At 64.9% G+C, this 23,284-nt stretch carries 22 protein-coding genes; 18 read left to right on the top strand and 4 right to left on the bottom strand.

Annotation, left to right across the window (positions count from 1 at the left end; genetic code table 11):
* The first annotated feature begins 385 nt into the window (after positions 1-385).
* The 5 genes from nirB to AC097O_RS01665 all read left to right on the top strand — a co-directional run bounded on the left by nirB (position 386) and on the right by AC097O_RS01665 (position 7,419).
* Complete coding sequence (nirB, locus tag AC097O_RS01685; protein ID WP_479591463.1) at positions 386-2,908, top strand: nitrite reductase large subunit NirB; 2,523 nt, start codon at positions 386-388, stop codon at positions 2,906-2,908.
* Between the two features lie 4 nt (positions 2,909-2,912).
* A complete protein-coding gene (gene nirD / locus AC097O_RS01680) occupies positions 2,913-3,254 on the top strand; it encodes a nitrite reductase small subunit NirD (RefSeq protein ID WP_479591152.1) in 342 nt (113 codons plus the stop codon).
* Between the two features lie 4 nt (positions 3,255-3,258).
* The gene (locus AC097O_RS01675) at positions 3,259-4,539 is read left to right on the top strand and encodes a nitrate- and nitrite sensing domain-containing protein (protein WP_479591151.1); all 1,281 of its coding nucleotides are present in this window, start codon (positions 3,259-3,261) and stop codon (positions 4,537-4,539) included.
* A 308-nt stretch (positions 4,540-4,847) separates the two neighbouring features.
* A complete protein-coding gene (locus AC097O_RS01670) occupies positions 4,848-5,660 on the top strand; it encodes a formate/nitrite transporter family protein (protein WP_479591150.1) in 813 nt (270 codons plus the stop codon).
* Between the two features lie 7 nt (positions 5,661-5,667).
* Positions 5,668-7,419, top strand: coding sequence for a bifunctional protein-serine/threonine kinase/phosphatase (locus AC097O_RS01665; protein ID WP_479591149.1), 1,752 nt, complete (start codon positions 5,668-5,670; stop codon positions 7,417-7,419).
* 87 nt (positions 7,420-7,506) lie between these two features.
* On the opposite strand, the gene AC097O_RS01660 is transcribed toward AC097O_RS01665, so the two are convergent.
* Positions 7,507-8,436, bottom strand: a complete 930-nt coding sequence (locus tag AC097O_RS01660; RefSeq protein ID WP_479591148.1) for a YicC/YloC family endoribonuclease — start codon at positions 8,434-8,436, stop codon at positions 7,507-7,509.
* Between the two features lie 152 nt (positions 8,437-8,588).
* On the opposite strand from AC097O_RS01660, the gene AC097O_RS01655 reads away from it, so the two are divergent.
* From AC097O_RS01655 to hemW, 5 genes are read left to right on the top strand one after another with little or no spacing between them, the layout of a single operon-like run.
* Positions 8,589-9,596 carry a serine/threonine protein kinase gene (locus AC097O_RS01655; RefSeq protein ID WP_479591147.1) on the top strand — a complete coding sequence of 336 codons (1,008 nt, stop codon included), beginning with the start codon at positions 8,589-8,591 and terminating at the stop codon, positions 9,594-9,596.
* A complete protein-coding gene (locus tag AC097O_RS01650) occupies positions 9,593-10,501 on the top strand; it encodes a PP2C family protein-serine/threonine phosphatase (protein WP_479591146.1) in 909 nt (302 codons plus the stop codon). Before AC097O_RS01655 ends, AC097O_RS01650 begins: the two co-directional genes overlap by 4 nt.
* A gap of 52 nt (positions 10,502-10,553) precedes the next feature.
* The gene (gene rph, locus AC097O_RS01645; protein WP_479591145.1) at positions 10,554-11,282 is read left to right on the top strand and encodes a ribonuclease PH; all 729 of its coding nucleotides are present in this window, start codon (positions 10,554-10,556) and stop codon (positions 11,280-11,282) included.
* 44 nt (positions 11,283-11,326) lie between these two features.
* Complete coding sequence (gene rdgB / locus AC097O_RS01640) at positions 11,327-11,929, top strand: RdgB/HAM1 family non-canonical purine NTP pyrophosphatase (RefSeq protein WP_479591144.1); 603 nt, start codon at positions 11,327-11,329, stop codon at positions 11,927-11,929.
* Positions 11,926-13,176, top strand: a complete 1,251-nt coding sequence (hemW, locus tag AC097O_RS01635; RefSeq protein ID WP_479591143.1) for a radical SAM family heme chaperone HemW — start codon at positions 11,926-11,928, stop codon at positions 13,174-13,176. The genes rdgB and hemW overlap by 4 nt, the downstream gene beginning before the upstream one ends.
* On the opposite strand, the gene AC097O_RS01630 is transcribed toward hemW, so the two are convergent.
* Together AC097O_RS01630 and murJ are read right to left on the bottom strand one after the other, a co-directional pair.
* Positions 13,173-14,024 (bottom strand): SirB1 family protein, encoded by an 852-nt coding sequence (locus AC097O_RS01630; RefSeq protein WP_479591142.1) that lies wholly within the window; start codon positions 14,022-14,024, stop codon positions 13,173-13,175. The genes hemW and AC097O_RS01630 overlap by 4 nt on opposite strands.
* 31 nt (positions 14,025-14,055) lie before the next feature.
* A complete protein-coding gene (murJ, locus tag AC097O_RS01625; RefSeq protein WP_479591141.1) occupies positions 14,056-15,636 on the bottom strand; it encodes a murein biosynthesis integral membrane protein MurJ in 1,581 nt (526 codons plus the stop codon).
* Positions 15,637-15,734: 98 nt separating this feature from the next.
* On the opposite strand from murJ, the gene rpsT reads away from it, so the two are divergent.
* Entirely contained in the window at positions 15,735-16,040 is a 306-nt protein-coding gene (gene rpsT, locus AC097O_RS01620; RefSeq protein ID WP_479591140.1) for a 30S ribosomal protein S20, read from the top strand.
* A 109-nt stretch (positions 16,041-16,149) separates the two neighbouring features.
* Here rpsT and AC097O_RS01615 read toward each other — a convergent pair whose 3' ends face one another.
* The gene (locus AC097O_RS01615; RefSeq protein WP_479591139.1) at positions 16,150-17,097 is read right to left on the bottom strand and encodes a GlxA family transcriptional regulator; all 948 of its coding nucleotides are present in this window, start codon (positions 17,095-17,097) and stop codon (positions 16,150-16,152) included.
* A 150-nt stretch (positions 17,098-17,247) separates the two neighbouring features.
* On the opposite strand from AC097O_RS01615, the gene choX reads away from it, so the two are divergent.
* The 7 genes from choX to AC097O_RS01580 are packed head-to-tail and all read left to right on the top strand — an operon-like array spanning position 17,248 to position 23,282.
* Positions 17,248-18,192, top strand: a complete 945-nt coding sequence (gene choX / locus AC097O_RS01610) for a choline ABC transporter substrate-binding protein (protein ID WP_479591138.1) — start codon at positions 17,248-17,250, stop codon at positions 18,190-18,192.
* Between the two features lie 12 nt (positions 18,193-18,204).
* Positions 18,205-19,095 carry a 3-dehydrocarnitine:acetyl-CoA trimethylamine transferase CdhC gene (gene cdhC, locus AC097O_RS01605; RefSeq protein ID WP_479591137.1) on the top strand — a complete coding sequence of 297 codons (891 nt, stop codon included), beginning with the start codon at positions 18,205-18,207 and terminating at the stop codon, positions 19,093-19,095.
* On the top strand, positions 19,088-19,705 hold the full coding sequence (locus AC097O_RS01600; RefSeq protein WP_479591136.1) for a GDSL-type esterase/lipase family protein: 618 nt from the start codon (positions 19,088-19,090) through the stop codon (positions 19,703-19,705). Before cdhC ends, AC097O_RS01600 begins: the two co-directional genes overlap by 8 nt.
* A 9-nt stretch (positions 19,706-19,714) precedes the next feature.
* Positions 19,715-20,668, top strand: a complete 954-nt coding sequence (locus tag AC097O_RS01595; RefSeq protein ID WP_479591135.1) for an L-carnitine dehydrogenase — start codon at positions 19,715-19,717, stop codon at positions 20,666-20,668.
* Positions 20,658-21,143 (top strand): thioesterase family protein, encoded by a 486-nt coding sequence (locus AC097O_RS01590; protein ID WP_479591134.1) that lies wholly within the window; start codon positions 20,658-20,660, stop codon positions 21,141-21,143. Before AC097O_RS01595 ends, AC097O_RS01590 begins: the two co-directional genes overlap by 11 nt.
* 53 nt (positions 21,144-21,196) lie before the next feature.
* Positions 21,197-22,015, top strand: coding sequence for a translesion DNA synthesis-associated protein ImuA (gene imuA / locus AC097O_RS01585; protein ID WP_479591133.1), 819 nt, complete (start codon positions 21,197-21,199; stop codon positions 22,013-22,015).
* Positions 21,957-23,282 carry a Y-family DNA polymerase gene (locus tag AC097O_RS01580; RefSeq protein WP_479591132.1) on the top strand — a complete coding sequence of 442 codons (1,326 nt, stop codon included), beginning with the start codon at positions 21,957-21,959 and terminating at the stop codon, positions 23,280-23,282. Before imuA ends, AC097O_RS01580 begins: the two co-directional genes overlap by 59 nt.
* The last annotated feature ends 2 nt before the right edge of the window (positions 23,283-23,284 follow it).

Below are 23,284 nucleotides of genomic sequence, written 5' to 3'. Positions count from 1 at the left end.
CTATATTTTATATAGCGTAGGCCGTTTCCACTCTCCGCCCCAAGTTGGGGATGCGTTGCACCGTGATGAGGCGGCCCTGCCATGGATTCACGCGCAAACCACCTGTTTCCAGGCCCAAATGCCTGGCATGGATACTGCTTAATCCACCGTGTCCGCAGGTAAAGCTGCCTGCGGAGTGATAGATCCCTCCGCTAACGAAGGCGGAACCCCCAGCGAGCTTTGGCCCTAGAACCTGTTCTTGCGGCCCATCGCCAGGTAGTTCCAACCCACACCCGTGGTTTCGCGGAGGGTGCGTTGCATCGTATGTCCACGGCCCAGCCCGTGCACGGTGTGGCGTACCTGTTTCCTGCGGCTTGCCCCGGGTCATTGCAGGATAAGCAACATGATGAAAATAGTTTTGGTCGGCCACGGTATGGTGGGCCACAAGTTCCTCGAAAGCCTGACCGAGACCGGTCTCAAAGATGTCCAGGTCACGGTGCTCTGCGAGGAGCCCCGCCCCGCGTACGACCGCGTCCACCTCTCCGAATTCTTCAGCGGCAAAACCGCAGACGACCTGTCCCTGGTCGAGCCCGGCTTTTTCGAGCGCACCGGTTTCACGCTGCGCCTGGCCGCCCGCGCTGCCTCGGTAGACCGTATCGCCCACACCGTCACCACCCTGGACGGCGAAGTGTTGCCTTACGACAAGCTGGTGCTGGCCACCGGCTCCAACCCCTTTGTGCCCCCGGTGCCGGGGCGCGACCGCGAACACATCCACGTCTACCGCACCATCGAAGACCTGGAGGCCATGCAGGCATCTGGCGCCAAGTCGAAGACCGGCGTGGTGGTGGGCGGCGGCCTGCTGGGCCTGGAATGCGCCAAGGCCCTGCGCGACATGGGGCTGGAAGCCCACGTGGTGGAATTTGCCCCCCGCCTGATGACCGTGCAGGTGGACGAAGGCGGTGGCCGCGTGCTGCGCGCCAAGGTGGAAGAGCTGGGCCTGACCGTGCACACTGGCCGCAACACGCTGGAGATTACCGACGGAGCCCGTGGCCGCCACCGCATGGTGTTTGCCGACGGCACGCACCTGGAAACCGACATGATCGTGTTCTCGGCCGGTATCCGCCCACGCGACGACCTGGCCCGCCAGTGCGTGCTGGCCATCGGCCCGCGTGGTGGCGTGGTGATCGACAGCGCCTGCCGTACCAGCGACCACAACGTCTACGCCATAGGCGAATGCGCATCCTGGAACGAGCAGGTGTTTGGCCTGGTGGCCCCCGGCTATGAGATGGCCCGCGTGGCGGCCCGCCATATTGCTGGCGATGCAGATGCGGCTTTCGTCGGTGCCGACATGAGCACCAAGCTCAAGCTGATGGGCGTGGACGTGGCCAGCATCGGCGATGCCCATGGCCGCACGCCCAAGAGCCGCAGCTGCCAGTACGTGGACGAGCTGCGCCAGATCTACAAAAAGATTGTCATCAGCGAAGACGGCAAGCAACTGCTGGGCGCGGTGCTGATTGGCGATGCCACCGAGTACGGCACGCTGCTGCAAATGGCGCTGAACGGCATTACGTTGCCCGCTGACCCCGAATTTTTGATCTTTCCGTCCAGCGACGGCAAGGCCAAGCCGGGCCTGGGGGTGGAGGCACTGCCCGACACGGCGCAAATCTGCTCCTGCAATAACGTCAGCAAGGGGGCCATCTGCGCCGCCGTGGGCGAGGGTGCCTGCACCATCGCCGAGATGAAGGCCTGCACCAAGGCCGGTGCCACCTGTGGCGGCTGCGTGCCCCTGGTCACCCAGGTGATGAAGTTCGAGATGGGCCGCCTGGGCATGGCCGTCAACAACCACATTTGCGAACACTTTGCGTACTCCCGCCAAGAGATCTACCACCTGGTGCGCGTGGGCAACATCAAGAGCTTTGACGAACTCATGGCCAAGCACGGCAAGGGCCTGGGCTGCGACATCTGCAAGCCGGTGGCGGCCAGCGTGCTGGCCTCCTGCTGGAACGAGTTTGTGCTGAAGAAAGACCTGGCCGGTCTGCAAGACAGCAACGACTACTACCTGGGCAACATCCAGAAAGATGGCACCTACTCGGTGGTGCCACGCATGCCCGGTGGCGAGGTCACGCCGGATGGCCTGATTGCCGTGGGCCAGGTGGCCAAGAAGTACAACCTGTACACCAAGATCACCGGCGGCCAGCGGGTCGATTTGTTCGGCGCGCGCGTCGAGCAATTGCCACCCATCTGGGAAGAGCTGATCGACGCGGGCTTCGAGTCGGGCCATGCCTACGGCAAGTCGCTGCGCACGGTGAAGAGCTGCGTGGGCTCCACCTGGTGCCGCTACGGCGTGGGCGACAGCGTGGGCCTGGCCGTGGAGCTGGAGCACCGCTACAAGGGCCTGCGCAGCCCGCACAAGATCAAGTTTGGCGTATCGGGCTGCACCCGCGAATGCGCCGAAGCCCAGGGCAAGGACATCGGCATCATTGCCACCGAGAAGGGCTGGAACCTCTACATCTGCGGCAACGGCGGCATGAAGCCACGCCACGCCGAGCTGTTTGGCTCCGACATGTCCAAAGAAGACATGGTCCGCATGATCGACCGCGTGCTGATGTTCTACGTGCGCACCGCCGACCGCCTGCAGCGCACCAGCACCTGGCGCGAAAACCTCGAAGGGGGCCTGGACTACCTGAAAGACGTGCTCATCAAAGACAGCCTGGGCCTGTGCGCCGAGCTGGAAGCACAGATGCAGCACGTGGTGGACACCTACCAGTGCGAGTGGAAGACCGCGGTGACCGACCCCGAAACCCGTAAGCGTTTCCGCAGCTTCGTCAACAGCGACAAAAAGGACGAGCACGTGATCTTCGTGGAAGAGCGCGGCCAGATCCGCCCGGCCCGCGCCGAAGAGCGCGCCCAGGCTGTTGAAACCGCATAAGGACATGACCATGACCACAACGCAAAACTGGACCGACATCTGCGCGGTTGACGACATCCTGCCCAGCACCGGCGTGTGCGCCCTGGTGGACAACCGGCACGTGGCGGTGTTCCGCCTCGGAACTGACCAGTTCTTCGCCATCGACAACGTGGACCCCAAATCCGGGGCCAGCGTGTTGTCGCGCGGCCTGATGGGCAACCTGGGCGAGCGCATCGTCGTGGCCTCGCCGCTGTACAAAAACCACTTCGACCTGCGCACCGGCGAATGCGTCGAAACGCCCGAGCAGTCGGTGCGGGCCCACGGTGTGCGTGTCGATGCGGGGCGCGTCAGCGTAGCTTTAGCCTAGCGGTATGCCCGCAGCCCTGTCGGTCTCGAACCTCGTGCTGCGTGCCAAGCAGCTGGAGATCGACGCGGTGCGCCAGCTGGCCAGCCGGGCCGAGCTGGTGGATGCCATTGGCCAGTTGATCCAGGGCCTGCAGCGCGAGCGGGGTGCTTCCAGCATTTACCTCGCGTCCAAGGCGCAGCGCTTTGCCGACATGCGCCGCAAAATTGTGGCCGAGGTGGAGCCGCTGGAAGCCCAGTTGCGCGCGGTGTTTGCCGAGCATCTGGAACCTGCCCAGGGGGCGACTGCCAAAGCACTGTCTTTAATGGCTTGGGCCCTGCTGGGCCTGGACGCGCTGGCGGCGCTGCGCAGCCAGATCGAGAGCCAGGCCATGGGGGCCCACGATGCGGTGGCGGCTTTCAGCCATCTGATCGCCGGGCTGATCGAGTTGGTGTTCCACGTAGCCGATGGGGCCGGGCTGCCCAGTGTCTCGCGCCTGCTGGTGGCCTTGCTGCACCTGGTGCAGGCCCAGGAAGAGGCGGGCCAGGAGCGGGCCGTGGGCGCGCTGATGTATGCCTCGGGCCAAGGCAACGAGGCCCAGCAACAGCGCGTGGTGCACCTGATCGACGCGCAGGAGCGCAGCCTGCAGGTGTTTGCCGAGTTCGCCGAACCGGCTCTGCGTACCCGCTGGGAGCAGGAGCAGCTGGCCCCGGGGGTGGCCCAACTGGAACGTTTGCGCCGCACGCTGTGCATCGCCAAACCCGGCGCGGCGCTGGACAGCAAGCTCAGCGAGCCCTGGTTCGACGTGTGCACCGAGCGCATCAATGCCCTGTGGCAGTTACAGGTGGAATTGGTCAAACGCCTGCGTGAAGATTGCGCGGCCCGCATTCTGGAGGCCCAGCAGGACCTGCAGGACTCCAAAGGCCTGCTGCGCCGCCTGCGCGACAACCCGCCGCAGCGCACGCATGCGGTAGACCGGTTTTTTGACTCGGCCAGCACCACCGCACCAGAGGCGCTGGCCCACCCTGGCAGCGCGTCGCCCGCGCTGTTCGAGCTGCTGCAAACGCAATCTGCCCGCATGGCCGGTATGGAGCTGGAGCTGGATGCCGCCCGCCGCGCCCTGCACGAGCGCAAGGTGATCGAACGCGCCAAGGGCGTGCTGATGGCCCGCATGGGTATGAACGAAGAGGCCGCCTTTCGGGTGCTGCAGAAAACCTCGATGGACCAAAACCGCCGCCTGCTGGAAGTGGCCGAGGCCACGCTGTCGCTGCCGGATCTGGTGTTTGCCCAGCCAGCGCCCCCAGGCTGAACCAGGCTGGTGCGCAACGTGCACCGGGTCGAGGCCTATTGGTACGGATTAAGGCGCAAATGGCTGGAATCCGTGGGAATCCAGCGGTACGAAACTTGCATAGCTACTGCGTTGTTGGGCTAAAGACGGCTCTAGAGCATGGTGTTTGCGGTTCTTTCGCAAGCAGTCGATTCGTGCATCCAAGGATAACGGCGTCCCTGGCTTCACCCTTACACCGGGTGCTGCCGCGGATGCCGTTTCCTTTTGTGCGCCACCCCAGGCAATCTGTCTGTGGGCGCTCTTCAGTTTTCCGTTTTCAAGGAAGTTATATGGCCTACCTCGCCCCTGCCGAATTCGTGACCAAGATGGTCGATGCCGGTGAATCCAAGCTGCTGATGTCCACCCGCGACACGCTGATCCGCTCCTACATGGCCGGTGCCATTCTGGCCCTGGCGGCAGCGTTTGCCGTCACCGTGACCGTCAACACCGGCAACCCGCTGATCGGTGCCATGCTGTTCCCCGTGGGTTTCATCATGCTGTATCTGATGGGTTTTGACCTGCTGACCGGCGTGTTCACTCTCGCGCCGTTGGCCGTGCTCGACAAGCGCCCCGGTGCTACCTGGGCCGGTGTGTGGCGCAACTGGGGGCTGGTGTTTGTGGGCAACTTTGCCGGCGCGCTGACGGTGGCCGTGTTCATGGCCATCATCTTCACCTTCGGTTTCACCGAGGCACCCAATGCCATTGGCGAAAAGCTCGGCCATATCGGCGAAGGCCGCACCCTGGGCTACTCGGCGCACGGCGCTGGCGGCATGCTGACCTTGTTTGTGCGTGCCGTGATGTGCAACTGGATGGTGTCCACCGGCGTGGTGGCGGCCATGATGTCTACCAGCGTTTCGGGCAAGGCCATCGGCATGTGGATGCCCATCATGGTGTTTTTCTACATGGGTTTTGAGCACAGCATCGTCAACATGTTTTTGTTCCCCACCGGTCTGATGCTGGGCGGCAAGTTCACCATGATGGACTACATCATTTGGAACGAAATTCCCACCGTGCTGGGCAATCTGGTGGGCGGTTTGACTTTCGTCGGCCTGACCCTGTATTCGACGCATTACAAGACGGCCCCCAAGCGCGCCATCGGCTGAAATCGGCATGACCCACGCCTTGCGTGTGACGCTCGGCCAGCACTCGCGGGCCGGGCGTAAAAGGGTTGAAGGCGCAGAGTGCGCCGTTCGCATCAACCAGGACTTCCATGGTGCCATGCTGCCCCTGGAGCCCTTGCGCAGCAGCAAGGGCATTGTGGTAGCACAGGCCGACGGCATTGGCTCCAGCGCGGTGAGCCAGGAGGCCAGCGCGGCGGCGGTGCGCGGTTTTCTGGACGACTACTACGCCACGTCCGATGCCTGGTCGGTGCGCCGCTCTGCCCAGCGGGTGCTGGGCGCTACCAACGCCTGGCTGCACGCGCAAACCATGCGCAGCCATGCACGGTTTGACAAAGACAGTGGCTACGTCTGCACCTTCAGCGCCCTGGTGCTGAAGGGGCGCGAGGTGCACCTGCTGCATGTGGGCGACTCGCGCATCTACCGGCTGCACCCGCAGTCGCTGGAACAACTGACCGAGGACCACCGCGTCCACCTCTCCAGCGCCGAGTCCTATCTGGGCCGTGCGTTGGGCGTGGGCCCAAATGTGGAGATCGACTACCGCTGCCTCAGCGCCGAAGTGGGCGAGATCTACCTGCTGGCCACCGACGGCGCGTACCTGCACTTCGATGCCGCCGCCGTGCATGCCGCCCTGGCGCTGTGCCCGGATGACTTCGACGCGGCCGCCAGCGCGCTGGTGAGCACCGCCCAGGCGCGCGGGGCCGACGACGACATGACGGTGCAGCTGCTGCGCATCGACGCGCTGCCCGCCGCCGACCCGCTACCCCTGCAGGCCCAGCGTGCGGGATTGGCTGTGCCGCCAGCGCTGTCGCCGCGCATGCAGTTTGAGGGCTACACCGTGGTGCGTGGCCTGCATGCCAGTGCCCGCAGCCATGTGTTTTTGGCGTTGGACGATGCCACCGGCCAGCAGGTGGTGCTGAAGACCCCGTCGGTCGATATGCGCGAAGACCCGGCCTACCTGGACGGCTTTTTGCTGGAGGAATGGGTGGCGCGCCGCCTGCACAGCCCGCACGTGCTCAAAGCCTTTGCCACCGACCGACCGCGCCACCACGTCTTCGTGGCGATGGAGTTTGTCGACGGCCAAACCCTCAGCCAGTGGATGACCGACCACCCCCGCCCCGACCTGGACACCGTGCGCAGCATCATCGCCCAGGTGGCCAAGGGGCTGCAGGCCTTCCATGGCAAGGAAATGCTGCACCAGGACCTGCGGCCCGAGAACCTGATGGTTGACCGCACCGGCACGGTGAAGATCATCGACTTCGCCTCTACCCACGTGGCGGGCCTGACCGAAGGCACGCCGCGCGCAAGGGCCGATGCCATTGTCGGCACGCTGCAGTACACCGCGCCCGAATACTTCACGGGTGGTAGCGGCAGTGCGCGGTCTGAATTGTTCTCGCTGGCCGTGCTGGCCTACCAGATGCTGACCGCACAGCTGCCGTACGGCCTGCAGGTCACGCAGCTGCAGTCGCCCGCCGACCTGAAGCGGCTGCGCTATGTACCGGTACGCCACTTGCGCCCCGAACTCCCCGACTGGCTGGACGGCGTGCTGCAAAAAGCCCTGCACCCGCAACCGGCCAAGCGCCAGGAGGCGCTGTCGGAGTTTGTGCACGACCTGCACGCTCCCGGCCCCCAATTCTTGCGGCAGCGCGCCCCGCCGCTGGTGGAGCGCAACCCGGTGGTTTTTTGGCAAGGGGTGGCCGTGGTGTTGGCTTTGGCGGTGGTGCTGCTGCTGGGCTTGCGGTAGGCACAAAACTACCGCTGCTCTACCTTTTATAGCTTCTTGCGCTTATGGAATAAGCGCTGGAGGCTGATTTCTTATAAATCCGAGCGATCACTCCACGTTCTGCACTTGCTCGCGCATCTGCTCGATCAGCACCTTCATGTCTACCGAGATGCGGGTTAGCTCCAGCGCCGCGGATTTGCTGCCCATGGTGTTGGCTTCGCGGTGCAGTTCCTGGATCAGGAAGTCCAGGCGCTTGCCGACTTCGCCGCCTTTTTTGAGGATGCGCTCCATCTCGTCCAGGTGCGAATGCAGGCGGGTCAGCTCTTCGGCCACGTCGATACGGATGGCGAAGGCGGTGGCCTCGGTTAGGGCGCGGTCCTGGGCCGCTTCGGGCAGGGTGGCGCCCTCGGCCAGGGCCATGGCTTCCTTCCAGCGCTCGATGAAGCGCTGGCGCTGCTGTTCCACCAGCTGGGGCACCAGGGGCAGGGCTTTTTCGGCCAGGGCGCGCAGTTGTTTCAGGTGGCCGATCAGCATGGTGGTCAGGCGTTCGCCTTCGCGCTGGCGGGCGGCCACCAGGGACTGCAGCACTGTGTCGGCCAGCGGCAGCACATCGTCGGCCCAGTCGTTGGCGGGGGCTTGCTCGTTGGAGGCCATGCGCAGGATGTCGGCCACGCTCAGCGATGCGGCCTGGGGCAGCCAGGCCTTGACCGAATCCTGCAGCGAGTTGACGCGCTGCAGCAGGTGTGGGGAGGGCGCGGCCAGGCTGCCGGAGGCGCTGCTTTCAATCGCGGCGCGCACTTCCACCTTGCCACGCTTGAGCTGGGCCATGACGCGTTCGCGCAACGCGGGTTCATGGCTGCGCAACTCGTCGGGCAGGCGAAAACTCAGGTCCAGAAAGCGGCTATTGACGGAGCGGATTTCGATCCCCAAACGGCGTGCCGACGTGCTTTTGGAATCGGTTTTAGCGTCGGAATCCGGGGTGGCGGTGGCGCTGCTGTGCTGGGCACTGGCGTAGCCGGTCATGCTGTAAACTGGCATTGAGAAGGTACATATCGTTGCAATGGCCTGAGAATAACCGACGACTTGCCTCCCATCCGATGTAAAAACCCAGGGCTTTTGCACCGTATTGGTGGCAGGTCTCCAAACCGCCTTTTTGCCGCTTCCCCGCCCCCTGCTGCCCCTGCCCATTTATGTCCAAAAACAAACCGGCCACGCTTCCGCCCGGCACCGCTATCGGGGGCTACCACATCGTGCGGCGGCTCTCGTCCGGTGGGTTTGGCGTGGTGTACCTGGCGGTAGGGGCCGATGGCGGCCAGGTGGCGGTCAAGGAATACCTGCCCAGCTCTCTGGCCACCCGCGAAGTCGGCGAGCTGCTGCCGCAGGTGCAGCCCGAAAAATTGTCGCTCTACCGGCTGGGGCTGAAGAGCTTTTTTGAAGAAGGGCGCTCGCTGGCGCAGATCTCGCACCCGTCGGTGGTCAGCGTGCTCAATTTTTTCCGCGAGAACGAAACCGTCTACATGGTGATGAACTACCTGGAGGGCGCGACCCTGCAGGACTTCATCATTACCTCGCGCGACCAGCGCAAGCAGAAGGTGTTTCGCGAATCCACTATCCGCAGCCTGTTTGACGAGATATTGCGCGGCTTGCGCATCGTGCACCAGCACAAGATGCTGCATTTGGACATCAAGCCCGCCAATATCTTCATCACCGACGACAACAAGGCGGTGCTGATCGACTTCGGCGCGGCCCGCGAGGTGCTGAACAAAGAAGGCAACTTCATCCGCCCCATGTACACCCCCGGCTTTGCCGCCCCCGAGATGTACCGGCGCGATGCCTCCATGGGGCCGTGGACCGACATCTACGCCATCGGCGCCTGCATCTACGCCTGCATGCAGGGCTTTCCGCCCAACGAAGCACCCCAGCGGCTGGAAAAAGACCGCATCGGCCTGGCCTTGTCGCGGCTGCGCGGCATCTATTCAGACAACCTGATCGAGGTGGTCGAGTGGTGCATGTCGATCGACCCGCTGTCGCGCCCGCAGTCGGTGTTTGCGCTGCAAAAAGAGCTCAGCCGCGAAGGCGAGCGCCGCTACACCAAGCTGACCGTGGCCGAGAAGCTGCGCCTGCAGTTTGACACCCTGGTGTCTGACACCAAGAAGAACGTGCGCGAAGCCACCGGCATCGGGTCCACGCCCAAGTGAAGTTTTCGGTATTCCAGGTCAGCCGCAAGGGCGGCCGCGAAAAAAACGAAGACCGTATGGGCTATTGCTATACCAGTGGCTCGGGCCTGTTCCTGCTGGCCGACGGCATGGGTGGCCACCCCGAAGGCGAGGTGGCGGCCCAGATGGCGCTGCAAAGCCTGTCGGCCCTGTACCAGAAGCAGGCCCGCCCGCTGCTGCCCCATGCGGCCGAATTCTTGAGCGCTGCACTGCTGTCGGCCCACGACCAGATCCTGCGCTACGCCGCCAAACACGGCATGCTCGACACCCCCCGCACCACCCTGGTGGCTGCGGTGGTGCAGGGCAACAGCGCCACCTGGGTGCACTGCGGCGATTCGCGTCTGTACGTGGTGCGCGACGGCGCGCTGCTGACCCGCACGCGCGACCATTCCTATGCCGAGCAGCACCGTGCCGAGGGCGGGCCGCAGTTGCCCCATCTGGTGAACCGCAACGTGCTCTACACCTGCCTGGGATCGCCGGTCAAACCCCAGTTCGACATCACCGGCCCGGTGGCGCTGCACCAGGGCGACAAAATCATGCTGTGCTCCGACGGCCTGTGGGACAACCTGGACGATGCCACCATCGTGCGCGGCCTGGCCAGCGCCCCGGTGTCGCAGGCCGTGCCCGACCTGGTGGAGCAGGCGCTGCGCAAGGGCGGTGCCCGCAGCGACAATGTCACCGTGCTGGCCATCGAATGGGAAACCCCGGACATGTTCGAGTCCACCCGGGGCATCTCCACCGACACGATCCAGCCGGGTGTGTTTGCCTCGTCCATCCAGCCGCACGGGCCCGAAAGCCTGATCGACGACCTGGACGATGCCGCCATCGAGCGGTCCATCGCCGAGATCAACGAAGCCATCCGCAAAGCCGCTGCGAAGCGAGCCTGAGTTCCCCCACGCCGAAACAGCGGGGTGTTTGTATGTTTTTGAAACCCACACCATGACCGAATTCATCCGTAGCGGTGGCCGTGCCACCCAGCAACTGCGCCCGGTGCGCATCACCCGCGGCTACACCATGCACGCCGAAGGCTCGGTGCTGATCGAGTTTGGCAATACCAAAGTGCTGTGCACCGCGTCTGTCGAAGAAAAAGTGCCTGGCCACAAAAAGGGCAGTGGCGAGGGCTGGGTCACCGCCGAATACGGCATGCTGCCGCGCGCCACCCACACCCGTAGCGACCGCGAGGCCGTGCGCGGCAAGCAAAGCGGGCGCACGCAGGAAATCCAGCGCCTGATCGGCCGCTCGCTACGCGCCGTGTTTGACCTGAAGCTGCTGGGCGAGCGCACCATCCACCTGGACTGCGACGTGCTGCAGGCCGACGGCGGTACCCGCACGGCGGCCATCACCGGCGCGTTTGTGGCGGCGCAGGATGCTGTCAACGTGCTGCTGCAGTCTGGCAAGCTCAGCGTCACGCCCATCCTCCAGCCCGTGGCCGCCATCTCGGTGGGCATCGTGCACGGCACGCCGCTGCTGGACCTGGAATACACCGAAGATGCCGCCTGCGACACCGACATGAACGTGGTGATGACCGGCGCAGGCCATTTTGTGGAAGTGCAGGGCACGGCCGAGGGCGTGGCCTTTGCCCGCTCCGAGATGGACGCACTGCTGGCGCTGGCCGAGGCGGGCATCGCCGAGTTGATGGACCTGCAGCAGGTCGCACTATCGAAATAAGAGCTGCTCACGCTCAAGGAGTAAGCGCTAGAGGTACATTTGACATGAAAATCGTTTTAGCATCCAACAACGCAGGAAAGCTGTTCGAGCTGCAAGCCCTGTTCGCCCCGCTGGGCCTGGAACTGGTGGCGCAGGGCAGCTTGGGCATCCCGGAGGCCGAGGAGCCCTTCCACACCTTCGTCGAAAACGCCCTGGCCAAGGCCCGGCACGCCAGCGCCCACAGCGGCCTGCCCGCCGTGGCCGACGACGCAGGCCTGTGCGTCGATGCCTTCGGCGGCTTGCCGGGCGTGCAAACCGCGTACTACGCCACCCAGTTCGGCTACCCCAAGAGTGACGACAACAACGTGCGCGCGCTGCTGGAGCAGATGGCGCACGTCGACAACCGCCGCGCCGCCCTGGTCAGCACCCTGGTGGCCGTGCGCTCGCCCCATGACCCCGAGCCGCTGATCGCCGTGGGCCGGGCGGTGGGCGAGATCACCCGTGCGCCGCAGGGCGAGCACGGCTTTGGCTTTGACCCGGTGATGTTCTTGCCGCAGTTCGGTAAGACCTTTGCCGAGCTGACACCCGAGGTGAAGAATGCGAACAGCCACCGCGGCCAGTCGTCGCGTGCCATGCTGGCCCTGATGCGCGAGCGCTGGCTGCCATGAAAGACCTGCAACACCACATGCGCCCCGGCCTGCTGCAACTGGCCGCACTGCCGCCGCTGTCGCTGTACGTGCACCTGCCCTGGTGCCTGAAGAAATGCCCGTACTGCGATTTCAACTCGCATGAGCTGCGCAGCGATGGCGCGCAGACCCTGCATCCTGCCGCCAATCTGTCAGCGCCCACGCCGACCAGCGAAGTGCCCGAGCAGCGCTACATCGACGCGCTGATGGCCGACCTGGAGGCCGCGCTGCCGTTGGTCTGGGGCCGCACGGTGCACAGCATCTTCATCGGCGGCGGCACGCCCAGCCTGTTTTCGCCGCAGGCGATTGACCGGCTGATCGGCGACATCCGCGCCCGCCTGAAGTTGGAGCCGGATTGCGAAATCACCCTGGAAGCCAACCCCGGCACCTTCGAGAAGAACCGCTTTCGCGCCTACCGCAGCGCCGGGGTGACGCGCCTGTCGGTGGGCGTGCAGAGCTTCAACGACACGCATTTGAAAGCCCTGGGCCGGGTGCACGACAGCGCCCAGGCCATTGCGGCGGTGGAAGAAGCGGCCCAGTCGTTTGACACTTTTAACCTCGACATCATGTACGCGCTGCCTGGCCAGACGCTACAAAATCTAGAGCTGGATATGCAGACGGCACTAGCGCTAGGGCCCAAACACATCAGTATTTACCAACTGACCATCGAGCCCAACACCTACTTCGCCAAGTTCCCGCCCCAGGTGCCCGAGGAAGACCTGGGCTACGACATGCTGGACAAGATCACCGAGATGACCGGTGCGGCGGGCATGGACCGTTACGAAGTCTCGGCCTACGCGCTGCCCGGCCACGCCTGTGTGCACAACCAGAACTACTGGCAGTTTGGCGACTATCTGGGCATTGGCGCGGGCGCGCACAGCAAGCTCAGCTTTGCCCACCGCATCATCCGGCAGGTACGGTTTCGCGAGCCCAATCTGTACATGGCCAACGCCCTGGCGGGCAAGGCGTTGGCGCAGGACGACGACGTTGCGCGTGCCGAGCTGCCCTTCGAGTACATGCTCAACGCCCTGCGTCTGCGCGACGGCTTTGAGCTGCCCAAGTTCACCGAGCGCACCGGCCTGCCGCTGACCAGCATCCAGAAGGGCCTGGCCGAGGGCGAGCGCAAGGGTTTGCTAGAGCGCGACGGTGTGCGCGTGCGGCCCACGGTGCGCGGTTTTGACTTCTTGAGTGATTTGCAGGCGCTGTTTCTGGCCGAGCCGAAGCCTTAGTTTTTGGCTCTGCGCAGGCTGCTCAGGCGCTCGGAGATGCTGTCCAGGTCCAGCGCGTCCTGCGAGCACAGCAGGTACTTTTCCAGGTCGATCACGGCGGGCCGGGTGTGGCCCAGGGCGGCGTGGGCCAGGCCCCGGTCGCGGTACTCGCTCCAGGCATCGGGCAGCAGCACCAGCAGGCGGTTCAGCACCGGCAGCAGGCGCTGCCAGTCGCTTTGCGCGGTGTGGATGTCTTTCAGGTTGCGCAGCATGCGGGCCAGGATGTCGCGCGGCGGGCTGGCCTGCAGGTACAGGCCCAGTGGCACCTCAAAATCATCAGACAGCGCGTTGCGCCGGGTGTAGGGCTCCAGCCGTTCCGACAGCTCTTCGCGGCTCAGCGACTGGCCGGTGAACGGGTCCATCACCACCTGGCCCTTGGGCAGGTTGATCTTGACCATGAAATGCCCCGGAAACGCCACGCCGCGCACCACCAGGCCTATGCCCTGGGCCAGCTCCATCCACAGCACGGCCAGCGATATCGGGATGCCCCGGCGGGTGCGCAGCACGGCGTTGAGGTAGCTGTTGTCGGGGTCGTAGTAGTCGTTGACGTTGCCGCCAAAGTTCAGGTCGCGGTAGAAGAATTGGTTGAGCGAACGCAGGCGCTGCAGCGGCACCGCGTCGCGCGGCAGGCGGCGCTTGAGGCGGGCCAGCAGCTGGTCTACATCGCCCAGCACCTGTTCGATGTCCAGCTCGGGGTATTCGTCTTGCGCCAGGCTGGCCACCGCCTCCAGCAGCGGAAAGTGTTCATCGCTTTGCACCAGCGCCGCAAAATACTCCAGCGGGGTGGGGGCTTGGTAGGGAATGTGCATGGTCTAGTTTCTAGCGTGTCGCAGCCCAGCGTCAAGCGGATTTCACGCTCGGGTGCAGCAATTTACGTAACTTCATGCCGGTCGCCCACAGTGCTGCGAAATATATAGCTGCTGATCCAAGCAGCACCAGCGCAAGGTAGCCAATGCGTTCCAATTTTGCGCCCTCAAAGCGGGTCCAGGGCAGGGCGCTGGCGGCCCAGACCAAAAACACCGCCAGCAAAGCGCTGGCCGCCACCACTTGCAGGCTGAACTTCCACCAGCCGGGCACCGGCACGTAGCTGCCGCGCCGCCGCAGGCCGATCAGCAGCCAGGTGGCGTTGATCAGTGCGCCCAGGCCCACCGACAGCGTGAGCGCCGCGTGCTGGAACAGGGGCACCAGCGCCAGGTTCAGCAACTGGGTGATGATGAGCACGGCGATGGCGATACGCGCCGGGGTTTTCATGTTCTGGCTGGCAAAAAAGCCGGGGGCCAGCACCTTGATGGCCACCACGCCCAGCAGGCCCACGCCCCAGCCCATCAGGGCCAGCGCGGTCTGGTTGACATCGCGGGCGGTGAACGCGCCGTAATGGAAGATCACCGCCACCAGCGGCGTGGCAAAAGTGAGCAGCGCCACCGAGCAGGGTACGGCCAGCACCACCACCAGGCGCAGGCCCCAGTCGAGCATGGCGGAGTAGCGCAGCGGGTCGTTGGCGGCCTTGGCCCCTGCCAGTTGCGGCATCAGCACCACGCCCAGGGCCACGCCCAGCATGGCGGTGGGGAATTCCATCAGCCGGTCGGCCCCGCTGAGCCAGCTCACGCTGCCGGGGGCCAGGCGCGAGGCGATCTGGGTGTTGATGAACAGCGAGATTTGCGCCACGCCCACGCCCAGCAGCGCGGGAACCATCAGTTTTGCTACGTTTCTGGTAGCTGCATCCGCCCAAGCAGCGTGCACCACAGCCCAACTGGCTCCAATTTTCGGCAGCAGGCCCAAGCGTCTCAGCGCCGGAATTTGCACGCCGAGCTGCAGCACGCCGCCCAGCATTACGCCGACCACCTGGGCGTACATGGGCTCGATGCCCATCTGGCGGAACCACGGCGTACAGAACACCGTAGCGCCGATCATGGCCACATTCAGCAGCACCGGGGTGGCGGCAGGCACGGCAAATATGCGCCAGGTGTTCAGGATGCCCGAGGCCATGGACACCAGCGAGATGAACAGGATGTAAGGGAACATCCAGCGCGTCATGGTGATGGCCGCACCGTAGGCCTGCGGCTCCTGCTGCAACCCCCCGGCCATGGCCCACACCAGCAGCGGCGCGCCCAGCACACCCAGCACGCAGGTCAGCACCAGCACCCAGGTGAGTACCGTGGCCACGCTGTCGATCAGCAGTTTGGTGGCTTCGGGACCGTTTTTGGCCTTGCTGGCGGCCAGCACCGGCACAAAGGCCTGGCTGAATGCGCCTTCGCCAAACAGGCGGCGAAACAGGTTGGGAATGCGGAACGCCACGTAGAACGCGTCGGTCATGGCATTGGCGCCAAAGGTGGCGGCAAACAACTGGTCACGGACCAGACCCGCCACACGGGAAGCCAGGGTCAGCAGGGAGATGGTGGATGCAGATTTGAAGAGACTCACCCACCCAGTGTAGCCCGCCTGGGGTGCTGGGCTGCCCGAATGCTATACTCGCGGGCTTTGCTGGCATCATCCTCTAACAATCTCACTAGGAAAACATCATGGCAACCAAGCCCAAGAAAAAGAACCCCCGTCTCGCATCCGGCCGCAAGCGCGTCCGCCAAGACGTAAAAATCAACGCTGCCAACACCTCGCTGCGTTCCAAATACCGTACCGCTGTCAAGAACGTCGAAAAAGCCGTTCTGACCGGCGACAAAGCCAAAGCCACCGAACTGTTTGCCAAGATGCAAGCGGTGGTGGACACGGTTGCCGACAAGGGCATCTTCCACAAGAACAAGGCAGCTCGCGATAAGAGCCGCCTGAGCACCAAGGTGAAGGCACTGGCTGCCGCACCTGTCGCCGCTTAAATCTTTTAAGCAAACCGCCCGGGCTGATTGTCAGCCCGCCGTTTTGTAGGGTGCGCTGCCAGCAAAAAAATGAATAACCACCTTCGGGTGGTTTTTTCATTTCTGGGTTCTAACTTGCCAGGCGGTCTTGCTTGGGCGGGCTGTGGAACCGGCTGCGGTAGGCCCGCGAAAAGTACGAAGGTGACTCAAAGCCGCAGGCCACGCTGACCTCGATGATGCGCATCTCGGTTTGCTGCAGCAGTTGGCGCGCCCGGTCCAGCCGCAGGCCCAGGTAGAAGTGCGAGGGTGTGTCTTTCAGGTAGGTGGCAAACAGCCGCTCCAGTTGCCGCCGGGTCACGCCAATGCTGTCGGCCAGCGCGTCGGGCGACAGCGGGTCTTCCATATGGCGCTCCATTTCGCTCACCACCTGGATGGTTTTCTTGTTGTGGATGCCATACCGCGCGGCAATTTGCATGCGCTGGTGGTCCGACGGGTTGCGGATGCGGCCCAGCACAAACTGTTCTGATACCGCGGTGGCCAGCGCGTGGCCATGCTTGCGCGCAATCAGCGCCAGCAGCATGTCGATAGAGGCGGTGCCGCCCGCGCTGGTGATGCGCTGGCCGTCGATTTCAAACAGCTCCTGCGTCACCATGGCAGCCAGCGCCGGGTAGCGCTCCACAAACGCCGATATCGCCTCCCAATGCAGGGTCAGCTTCTGGCGCTGCAGCAGCCCGGCCTCGGCCAGCACAAAGCTGCCGGTGTCGATGGCTCCCAGCACCGTGCCCGCCCGGTCCAGCCGCCGCAGCCAGTTGCCCAGCGCCGGTGTGTAGTGCTCCAGCGGGTTGAAGCCACCCACGATGAACAGGGTGGGGGCGCGGTCTACCGTGTCCAGCGAGCCTTCGGCATTCAGCGACATGCCGTTGCTGGCCGTCACCGGGCCGCCGTCCACGCTGAGGATGTGCCAGCGGTACAGGTCTTTGCGGAAACGGTTCGCCACCCGCAGCGGCTCGACCGCCGACACAAAGCCCAGCATCGAAAACGCGGGCAGCAGCAAAAAGTACAGGTCTTCGGTGGGCATGCCGGTTTTTAGCAGACTGGGGCAAACCCGCGTGGTCGCTGCTGGTCAATGACTGGTCGCAATGCGTCGTTTTTTAAGACTACCCCCCGGTAAATTCCATTCCATCGCAAGGCGGTGGTCGCAATGTGCGGTGATTATCCAAAAGGAAACATGATGAAAAAATTGCTCCAGGGTGTAGGTTTGGCGGTGGCAGCGATGTGCTTGGTACCTGCGATGGCCCAAGAGGCCGAAAGCTGCAAGAAGGTGCGCTTTGTGGACATCGGCTGGAGCGACATCACCGCCACCACTGCGCTGGCGACCACGGTGTTTGAAGGCCTGGGCTACACCCCCAGCACCACCATCGCCTCGGTGCCCATCTCTTTTGCGGGTTTGAAGAGCAAGCAGATCGATGTGTCGCTGGGCTACTGGAGCCCCATGCAAGACGGTATGGTGGATCCGCTGGTCAAGGCCAAAAACCTGGTGGTGTTGCCTACCCCCAACCTCAGCGGTGCCAAGGCCACCCTGGCCGTGCCCGCCTATGTGGCCGAAGCAGGGTTGAAGAGCTTTGCCGACATTGCCAAGTTCCAGAAAGAGCTGGACGGCAAGATTTTCGGTATCGAAGCAGGCAGCAGCGCCAATGCCAAGGTGCAGGAGATGATCGACAAAAACGCGCTGGGCCTGGGCGGTTTCAAGCTGGTGCAGTCCAGCGAGGCGGGCATGCTGGCCGAGGTGCAGCGCGCCATTCGGCAGAAGAAGATGGTGGTGTTTCTGGGCTGGGAGCCGCACCCCATGAACATCCAGATGAAGCTGAGCTACCTGACCGGCGGGGATGCCTACTTTGGCCCCAACTTTGGTGAGGCCTCGGTCAAGACCCTGGTAGCTACCGACTTCCAGGAGCGCTGCCCGAACGCAGGTAAGCTGGTGAGCAACCTGGTGTTCAGCACCGACGTGGAAAACCGCCTGATGGTGCCCATCATGGCCAAGGTGCTGCCCGCCACCGCTGCCAAAGATTTCCTGAAGCAAAACCCCGAGCTGCTGACCAAGTGGCTGGCGGGTGTCAAAACCTATGACGGCAAAGACGGCCTGCCCGCCGTGCGCACGTCCCTCGGTCTGTAAAGAAAGCCAAGCATGAACCATGATGTCATCCTGACCTGCGCCGTGACTGGCGCGGGCGACACCGTTGGCCGCCACCCGGCCATTCCCGTCACCCCCAAGCAAATTGCCGAAGCTGCGGTCGAGGCCGCCAAAGCCGGGGCCACCGTAGTGCACTGCCATGTGCGCGACCCGGCCACCGGCAAAGGCAGTCGCGACCCGGCCCTGTACCGCGAACTGGTGGACCGCATCCGCTCCAGTGGCGTGGATATGGTGCTGAACCTGACGGCGGGCATGGGCGGCGACCTGGAGATCGGCGCGGGCGAAAACCCCATGCAGTTTGGCCCGGGCACCGACCTGGTCGGTGGGCTGGCCCGGCTGATCCACGTGGAAGAGCTACTGCCCGAAATTTGCACGCTGGACTGCGGCACGCTGAATTTTGGCGATGGCGACTACATCTATGTCTCCACCCCCGCCCAGTTGCGCGCCGGTGCCAAGCGCATTCTGGAGCTGGGCGTGAAAGCCGAGCTGGAGGTGTTCGACACCGGCCATCTGTGGTTTGCCAAGCAGATGCTGAAAGAAGGCCTGCTGGGTGACGCGCCGCTGTTCCAGGTCTGCCTGGGCATCCCCTGGGGGGCGCCCGCCGACACCACCACCATGAAAGCCATGGCCGACAACATGCCACCCGGTGCCACCTGGGCCGGGTTTGGCATTGGCCGCATGCAGATGCCCATGGTGGCGCAGGCGGTGCTGTTGGGCGGCAATGTGCGCGTGGGCCTGGAAGACAACCTCTGGCTGGACAAGGGCGTGCCCGCCAGCAACGGCTCGCTGGTGGAGCGGGCCCGCAGCATCATCAGCATGATGGGCGCACGCACGCTCACCCCCGAAGAAGGCCGCCAGAAGCTGGGCCTGAAGAAGCGTGGCTGATCTGGTCAACGACCACCGCATCTGCTTCATCGGCGACTCGATGACGCAGGGCACCAGCGACCCCACCTGCCTGGGCTGGCCGGGCCGTGTCAGCGCGGCGGCCTGGGCCGCTGGCTATGCGGTGACCGCCCACAACCTGGGCATCCGCGGCGATACCAGCCAGGGCATCGCAAAGCGCTGGCAGGCCGAGTCGGCAGTGCGCCTGCAGGCGGAGTGCCGCAAGTACCTGGTGTTTTCATTCGGTGCCAACGACATGACCCCGCTGGGCGACGGGCTGCGGGTGGCGGTGGCGCAGAGCGTGGAGTGCTTTACCCGCACCGTCTCCGAGGCCCAGGCGCTGCACCCCACCGTGGTGCTGGGCCCGTTCCCGGTGGGCGAGGCGGCGCAGGATGCCCGCATTCTGGACCTGTGCCCTCTGTACGCCGAACGCGCCCAGACGCTGGGCGTGCCGTACCTGCCTGTGGCCCGTTATTTGACCGACAGCGCACTCTGGCGGGCCGATGTAGCCGCCAGCGACGGCTGCCATCCGGGGGCTGCGGGCTACCAACTGGTGGCCGACCAGGTGCTGGCCTGGCCCGCCTGGTGGTTTTCCAATCCAACAATTTCTTGAATTTTCACCATGACCATCACTACCACTATCAAAACCTTCGCCGCCCTGGGCGTAGGCGTTATCGGCAGCGGCTGGGTTGCGCGCGCACTGGCCCACGGGCTGGATGTCGTCGCCTGGGACCCGGCTGCCGGGGCCGAACAGCAACTGCGCGCCAACGTGGCCAATGCCTGGCCCGCGTTGGAGCGGCAAGGCCTGGCCGCAGGGGCCTCCATGGAGCGCCTGCGTTTTGTGGCCACCATCGCGGAATGCGTGCAGTACGCCGACTTCATCCAGGAAAGCGCCCCCGAGCGGCAAGACCTCAAGCTGTCGCTGCACGCTCAGATCAGCGCGGCCGCCCGGCCCGATGCCATCATCGCCTCGTCCACCTCGGGCTTGCTGCCCACCGACTTTTACGCCAGCGCCACCCACCCCGAGCGCTGCGTGGTCGGCCACCCGTTCAACCCGGTGTACCTGCTGCCCCTGGTGGAAGTGGTGGGCGGCGAGAAAACCTCGGCCGAAGCCATTGCCGCCGCTATCAAAATCTATAGCGCACTCGGTATGCGGCCCCTGCACGTACGCAAGGAAATTCCCGGATTCATCGCCGACCGCCTGCTGGAAGCCGTGTGGCGCGAGGCGCTGCACCTGGTCAACGACGGCGTGGCCACCACCGGCGAGATCGATGATGCCATCCGCTACGGCGCGGGCATCCGCTGGTCCTTCATGGGCACGTTTTTGACCTACACCCTGGCCGGGGGCGATGCGGGCATGCGGCACTTCATGGCGCAGTTTGGCCCGGCCTTGGAGCTGCCCTGGACCAAGCTGGTGGCCCCCAAGTTGACGGATGCGCTGATCGACAGCGTGGTGGATGGCACCACCGCCCAGCTCGGCACCCACAGCATCAAGCAACTGGAGCGCTACCGCGACGATGCCATCCAGAGCGTGATGGCCGCCGTGGAAGCCGCCAAAGCCCGCCATGGCATCTGACCCCCTGTACACCACCAAAGTGCAGCCCGACTGGGTGGACTACAACGGCCACTTGCGCGATGCCTACTACGGGCTGATTTGCAGCTACGCCACCGACGCGTTGATGGACCAGATCGGCCTGGATGCCGCAGGCCGCGCCCGCACCCACGGCAGCCTGTTCACGCTGGAAAGCCACATCCACTACCTGCACGAGGTGAAGCTGGGGGCCGAGGTGCAGGTGCAGCTCCAGTTGCTGGGCCATGATGCCAAGCGGCTGCATATTTTTCTGGAACTGGTGTTGCCGGGCCGTGCAGAGCCGGTGGCGGTGTGCGAGCAGATGCTGCTGCATGTGGACATGCGCGGCCCCCGGTCGGCGGCTTTTCCCGCCGACGTGCTGGCCCGGGTGCAGGACATCGCGGCGGCACATTATTCGCTGCCTGTGCCCATCCTGGTGGGTAAGGTGATGCAACTGCCCGGAGCACGCTCTACAAGCTAGCAGGGTGGCGGCTATGTGCGTATACTGTATTTATAAACAGTATATTAACCCACATGCAAGCCCAACCCACATGGCACGAAGCGCTTCCCGCAGCGCCCATTCCGTCCTTACGCTCCCTACGGGTGCCTGGCCAACTGCCCCCCGCAGTGGCGGCGGCCGTCTGGCGCGGCTCCGAGCTGGGTACGCCCGTGGCTTCGGTGGTGGCTTCCGGCTGGGCGCTGCTGGACCAGGAACTGCCCGGCGGCGGCTGGCCCTGCCATGCGCTGGCCGAAGTGCTGAGCCCGCAGCCGGCGGTATTGGAATGGCGGCTGCTGGGGCCGGCACTGCGCCAGGTGGTGGCCCAGGGGGGGCAGGTGGTGGTGGTGGGCCCGCCCAGGCAGCCGCATCTGCCGGGCCTGGTGCACGCAGGGCTGGACCCGCGCCAACTGGTGTGGATCCAGGCAGATACCCCCGCAGAGCGGCTGTGGGTGACCGAGCAGCTCATCAAATCCGGATCGGCCGGTGCCCTGGTGGCCTGGGTGCCGCAGGCGCGGCAGGAACAGATACGCCGCCTGCAGGTGTGTGCGCAAAGCTGTGCGGGCTTGGTGTTTCTGTGCCGTCCCGAGGCCGCGCAGCATGAGGCTTCGGCGGCTCCGCTGCGGGTGCATGCCAGCCTGGGCCTGGACTGGGAGCTGCGCGTGCAGGTGTTCAAGCGCCGTGGCCCGGTGCACACGGGGCCGGTCACGCTGCCTTCGGTACCCGGTGGGCTGGCATCGGTGCTGACACCGCGCCTGTTGCGCCCCAGCCAGTTTTTTCTTCCCCGCGAAAGTTCCCATGCTGTGGGCCGCCTTGCTCCCCGAAGCACCCCCATCCCCCAATCCGTCCCGCACTGAGGCGCTCCAGGGTCTGGCGGTGTGGTGCCTGCAATTCACCCCCCGCGTGGCCATGGTGGAAGCCGCCGTGCTGATGGAGGTGGAAGACAGCGAGCGCCTGTTTGGCGGCAGGCGCGCGCTGGCGGCGCAGGTGCGTACGGAATCCGCGGCGCTGGGCGCGGCTTTTTTGGCCTGGGCTCCCACCAGTCTGGCGGCATTGGCCCTGGCGCGTTGCGGCGTGCGCAACGGCTTTGCCCAACCGCTGGCGGTGCTGCTGGATGCCTTGCCGCTGGCATCTTTGGCGGCGGTGGCGGCCCACGCGCCCATGCTGGCGCGCCTGGGCTGCACCACCCTGGGCCAGGTTCGGGCGCTGCCACGCGGTGGACTCAGCCGCCGCTTCGACAAGGAGTTGCTGCTGGCCCTGGACCAGGCCTATGGTTTGCGCCCCAGTGCCCATGCCTGGGTGGCATTGCCCGAGCAGTTTCACGCCAGGCTGGAACTGATGTCGCGGGTGGAGCATGCCCCGGCCATTCTGTTCGGTGCGCGCCGCCTGCTGCTCCAGCTCTGCGGCTGGCTGGCCGCCCGGCGCTGTGGTGTCACGGCCTTCACCCTGCGCTGGTGCCACGATGCCATGCGCTCCAAAACCGCCGGAGACGGTGGCGAGCTGGCCATCCGCACCGCAGAGCCTACCCGCAGCGTCGAACACCTGGCCCGTCTGCTCGCAGAAAACCTGGCCAAAGTGCAATTGCGGGCCCCGGTGGGAGACCTGGAGCTGCTGGCCGTGGAGGTGCGGGCGTTCGAGGCCCCCACCATGTCCTTGCTGCCTGACAGCCAGCAAGACGGCGAGTCGCTGGCCCTGGTGCTGGAGCGCATTGCCGCCCGGCTGGGGCCGCAGCGGGTTTTGCGCCCGGTGCAGCAGGAAGACCACCGCCTGGAGTGGGCGGTGCATTGGCAAGCTGCACCCTTGCCCCTGCCGCGCAAGAGTGCGGGTGCCCCCTTTGTGCCGTACGCACTGCCCCAGCCCAGCTTTGTACTGCCACAGCCCTTGCCCTTGGCTGTGCAGGCAGACCGGCCGCTGTACCAGGGCATGCTGCATCTGCTGTCGGGCCCGCACCGTATCGAAGGCGGCTGGTGGCACCGGCTCAGCGACGATACCGGCACCCACGCCCAGACGGTGGTGCGCGACTACTGGGTAGCCCTGAGCGCGCACGCCGGTGTGCTGTGGATTTACCAGACCCGGCTGGCCGATGAGGACACCGCCTGGTTCCTGCACGGCATATTCGCCTGAAG

Source organism: Rhodoferax sp. LS1P39 (assembly GCF_056521425.1).
Note: the sequence above shows the minus strand (reverse complement) of the source record. Positions and strands in the feature narration are given on the sequence as shown.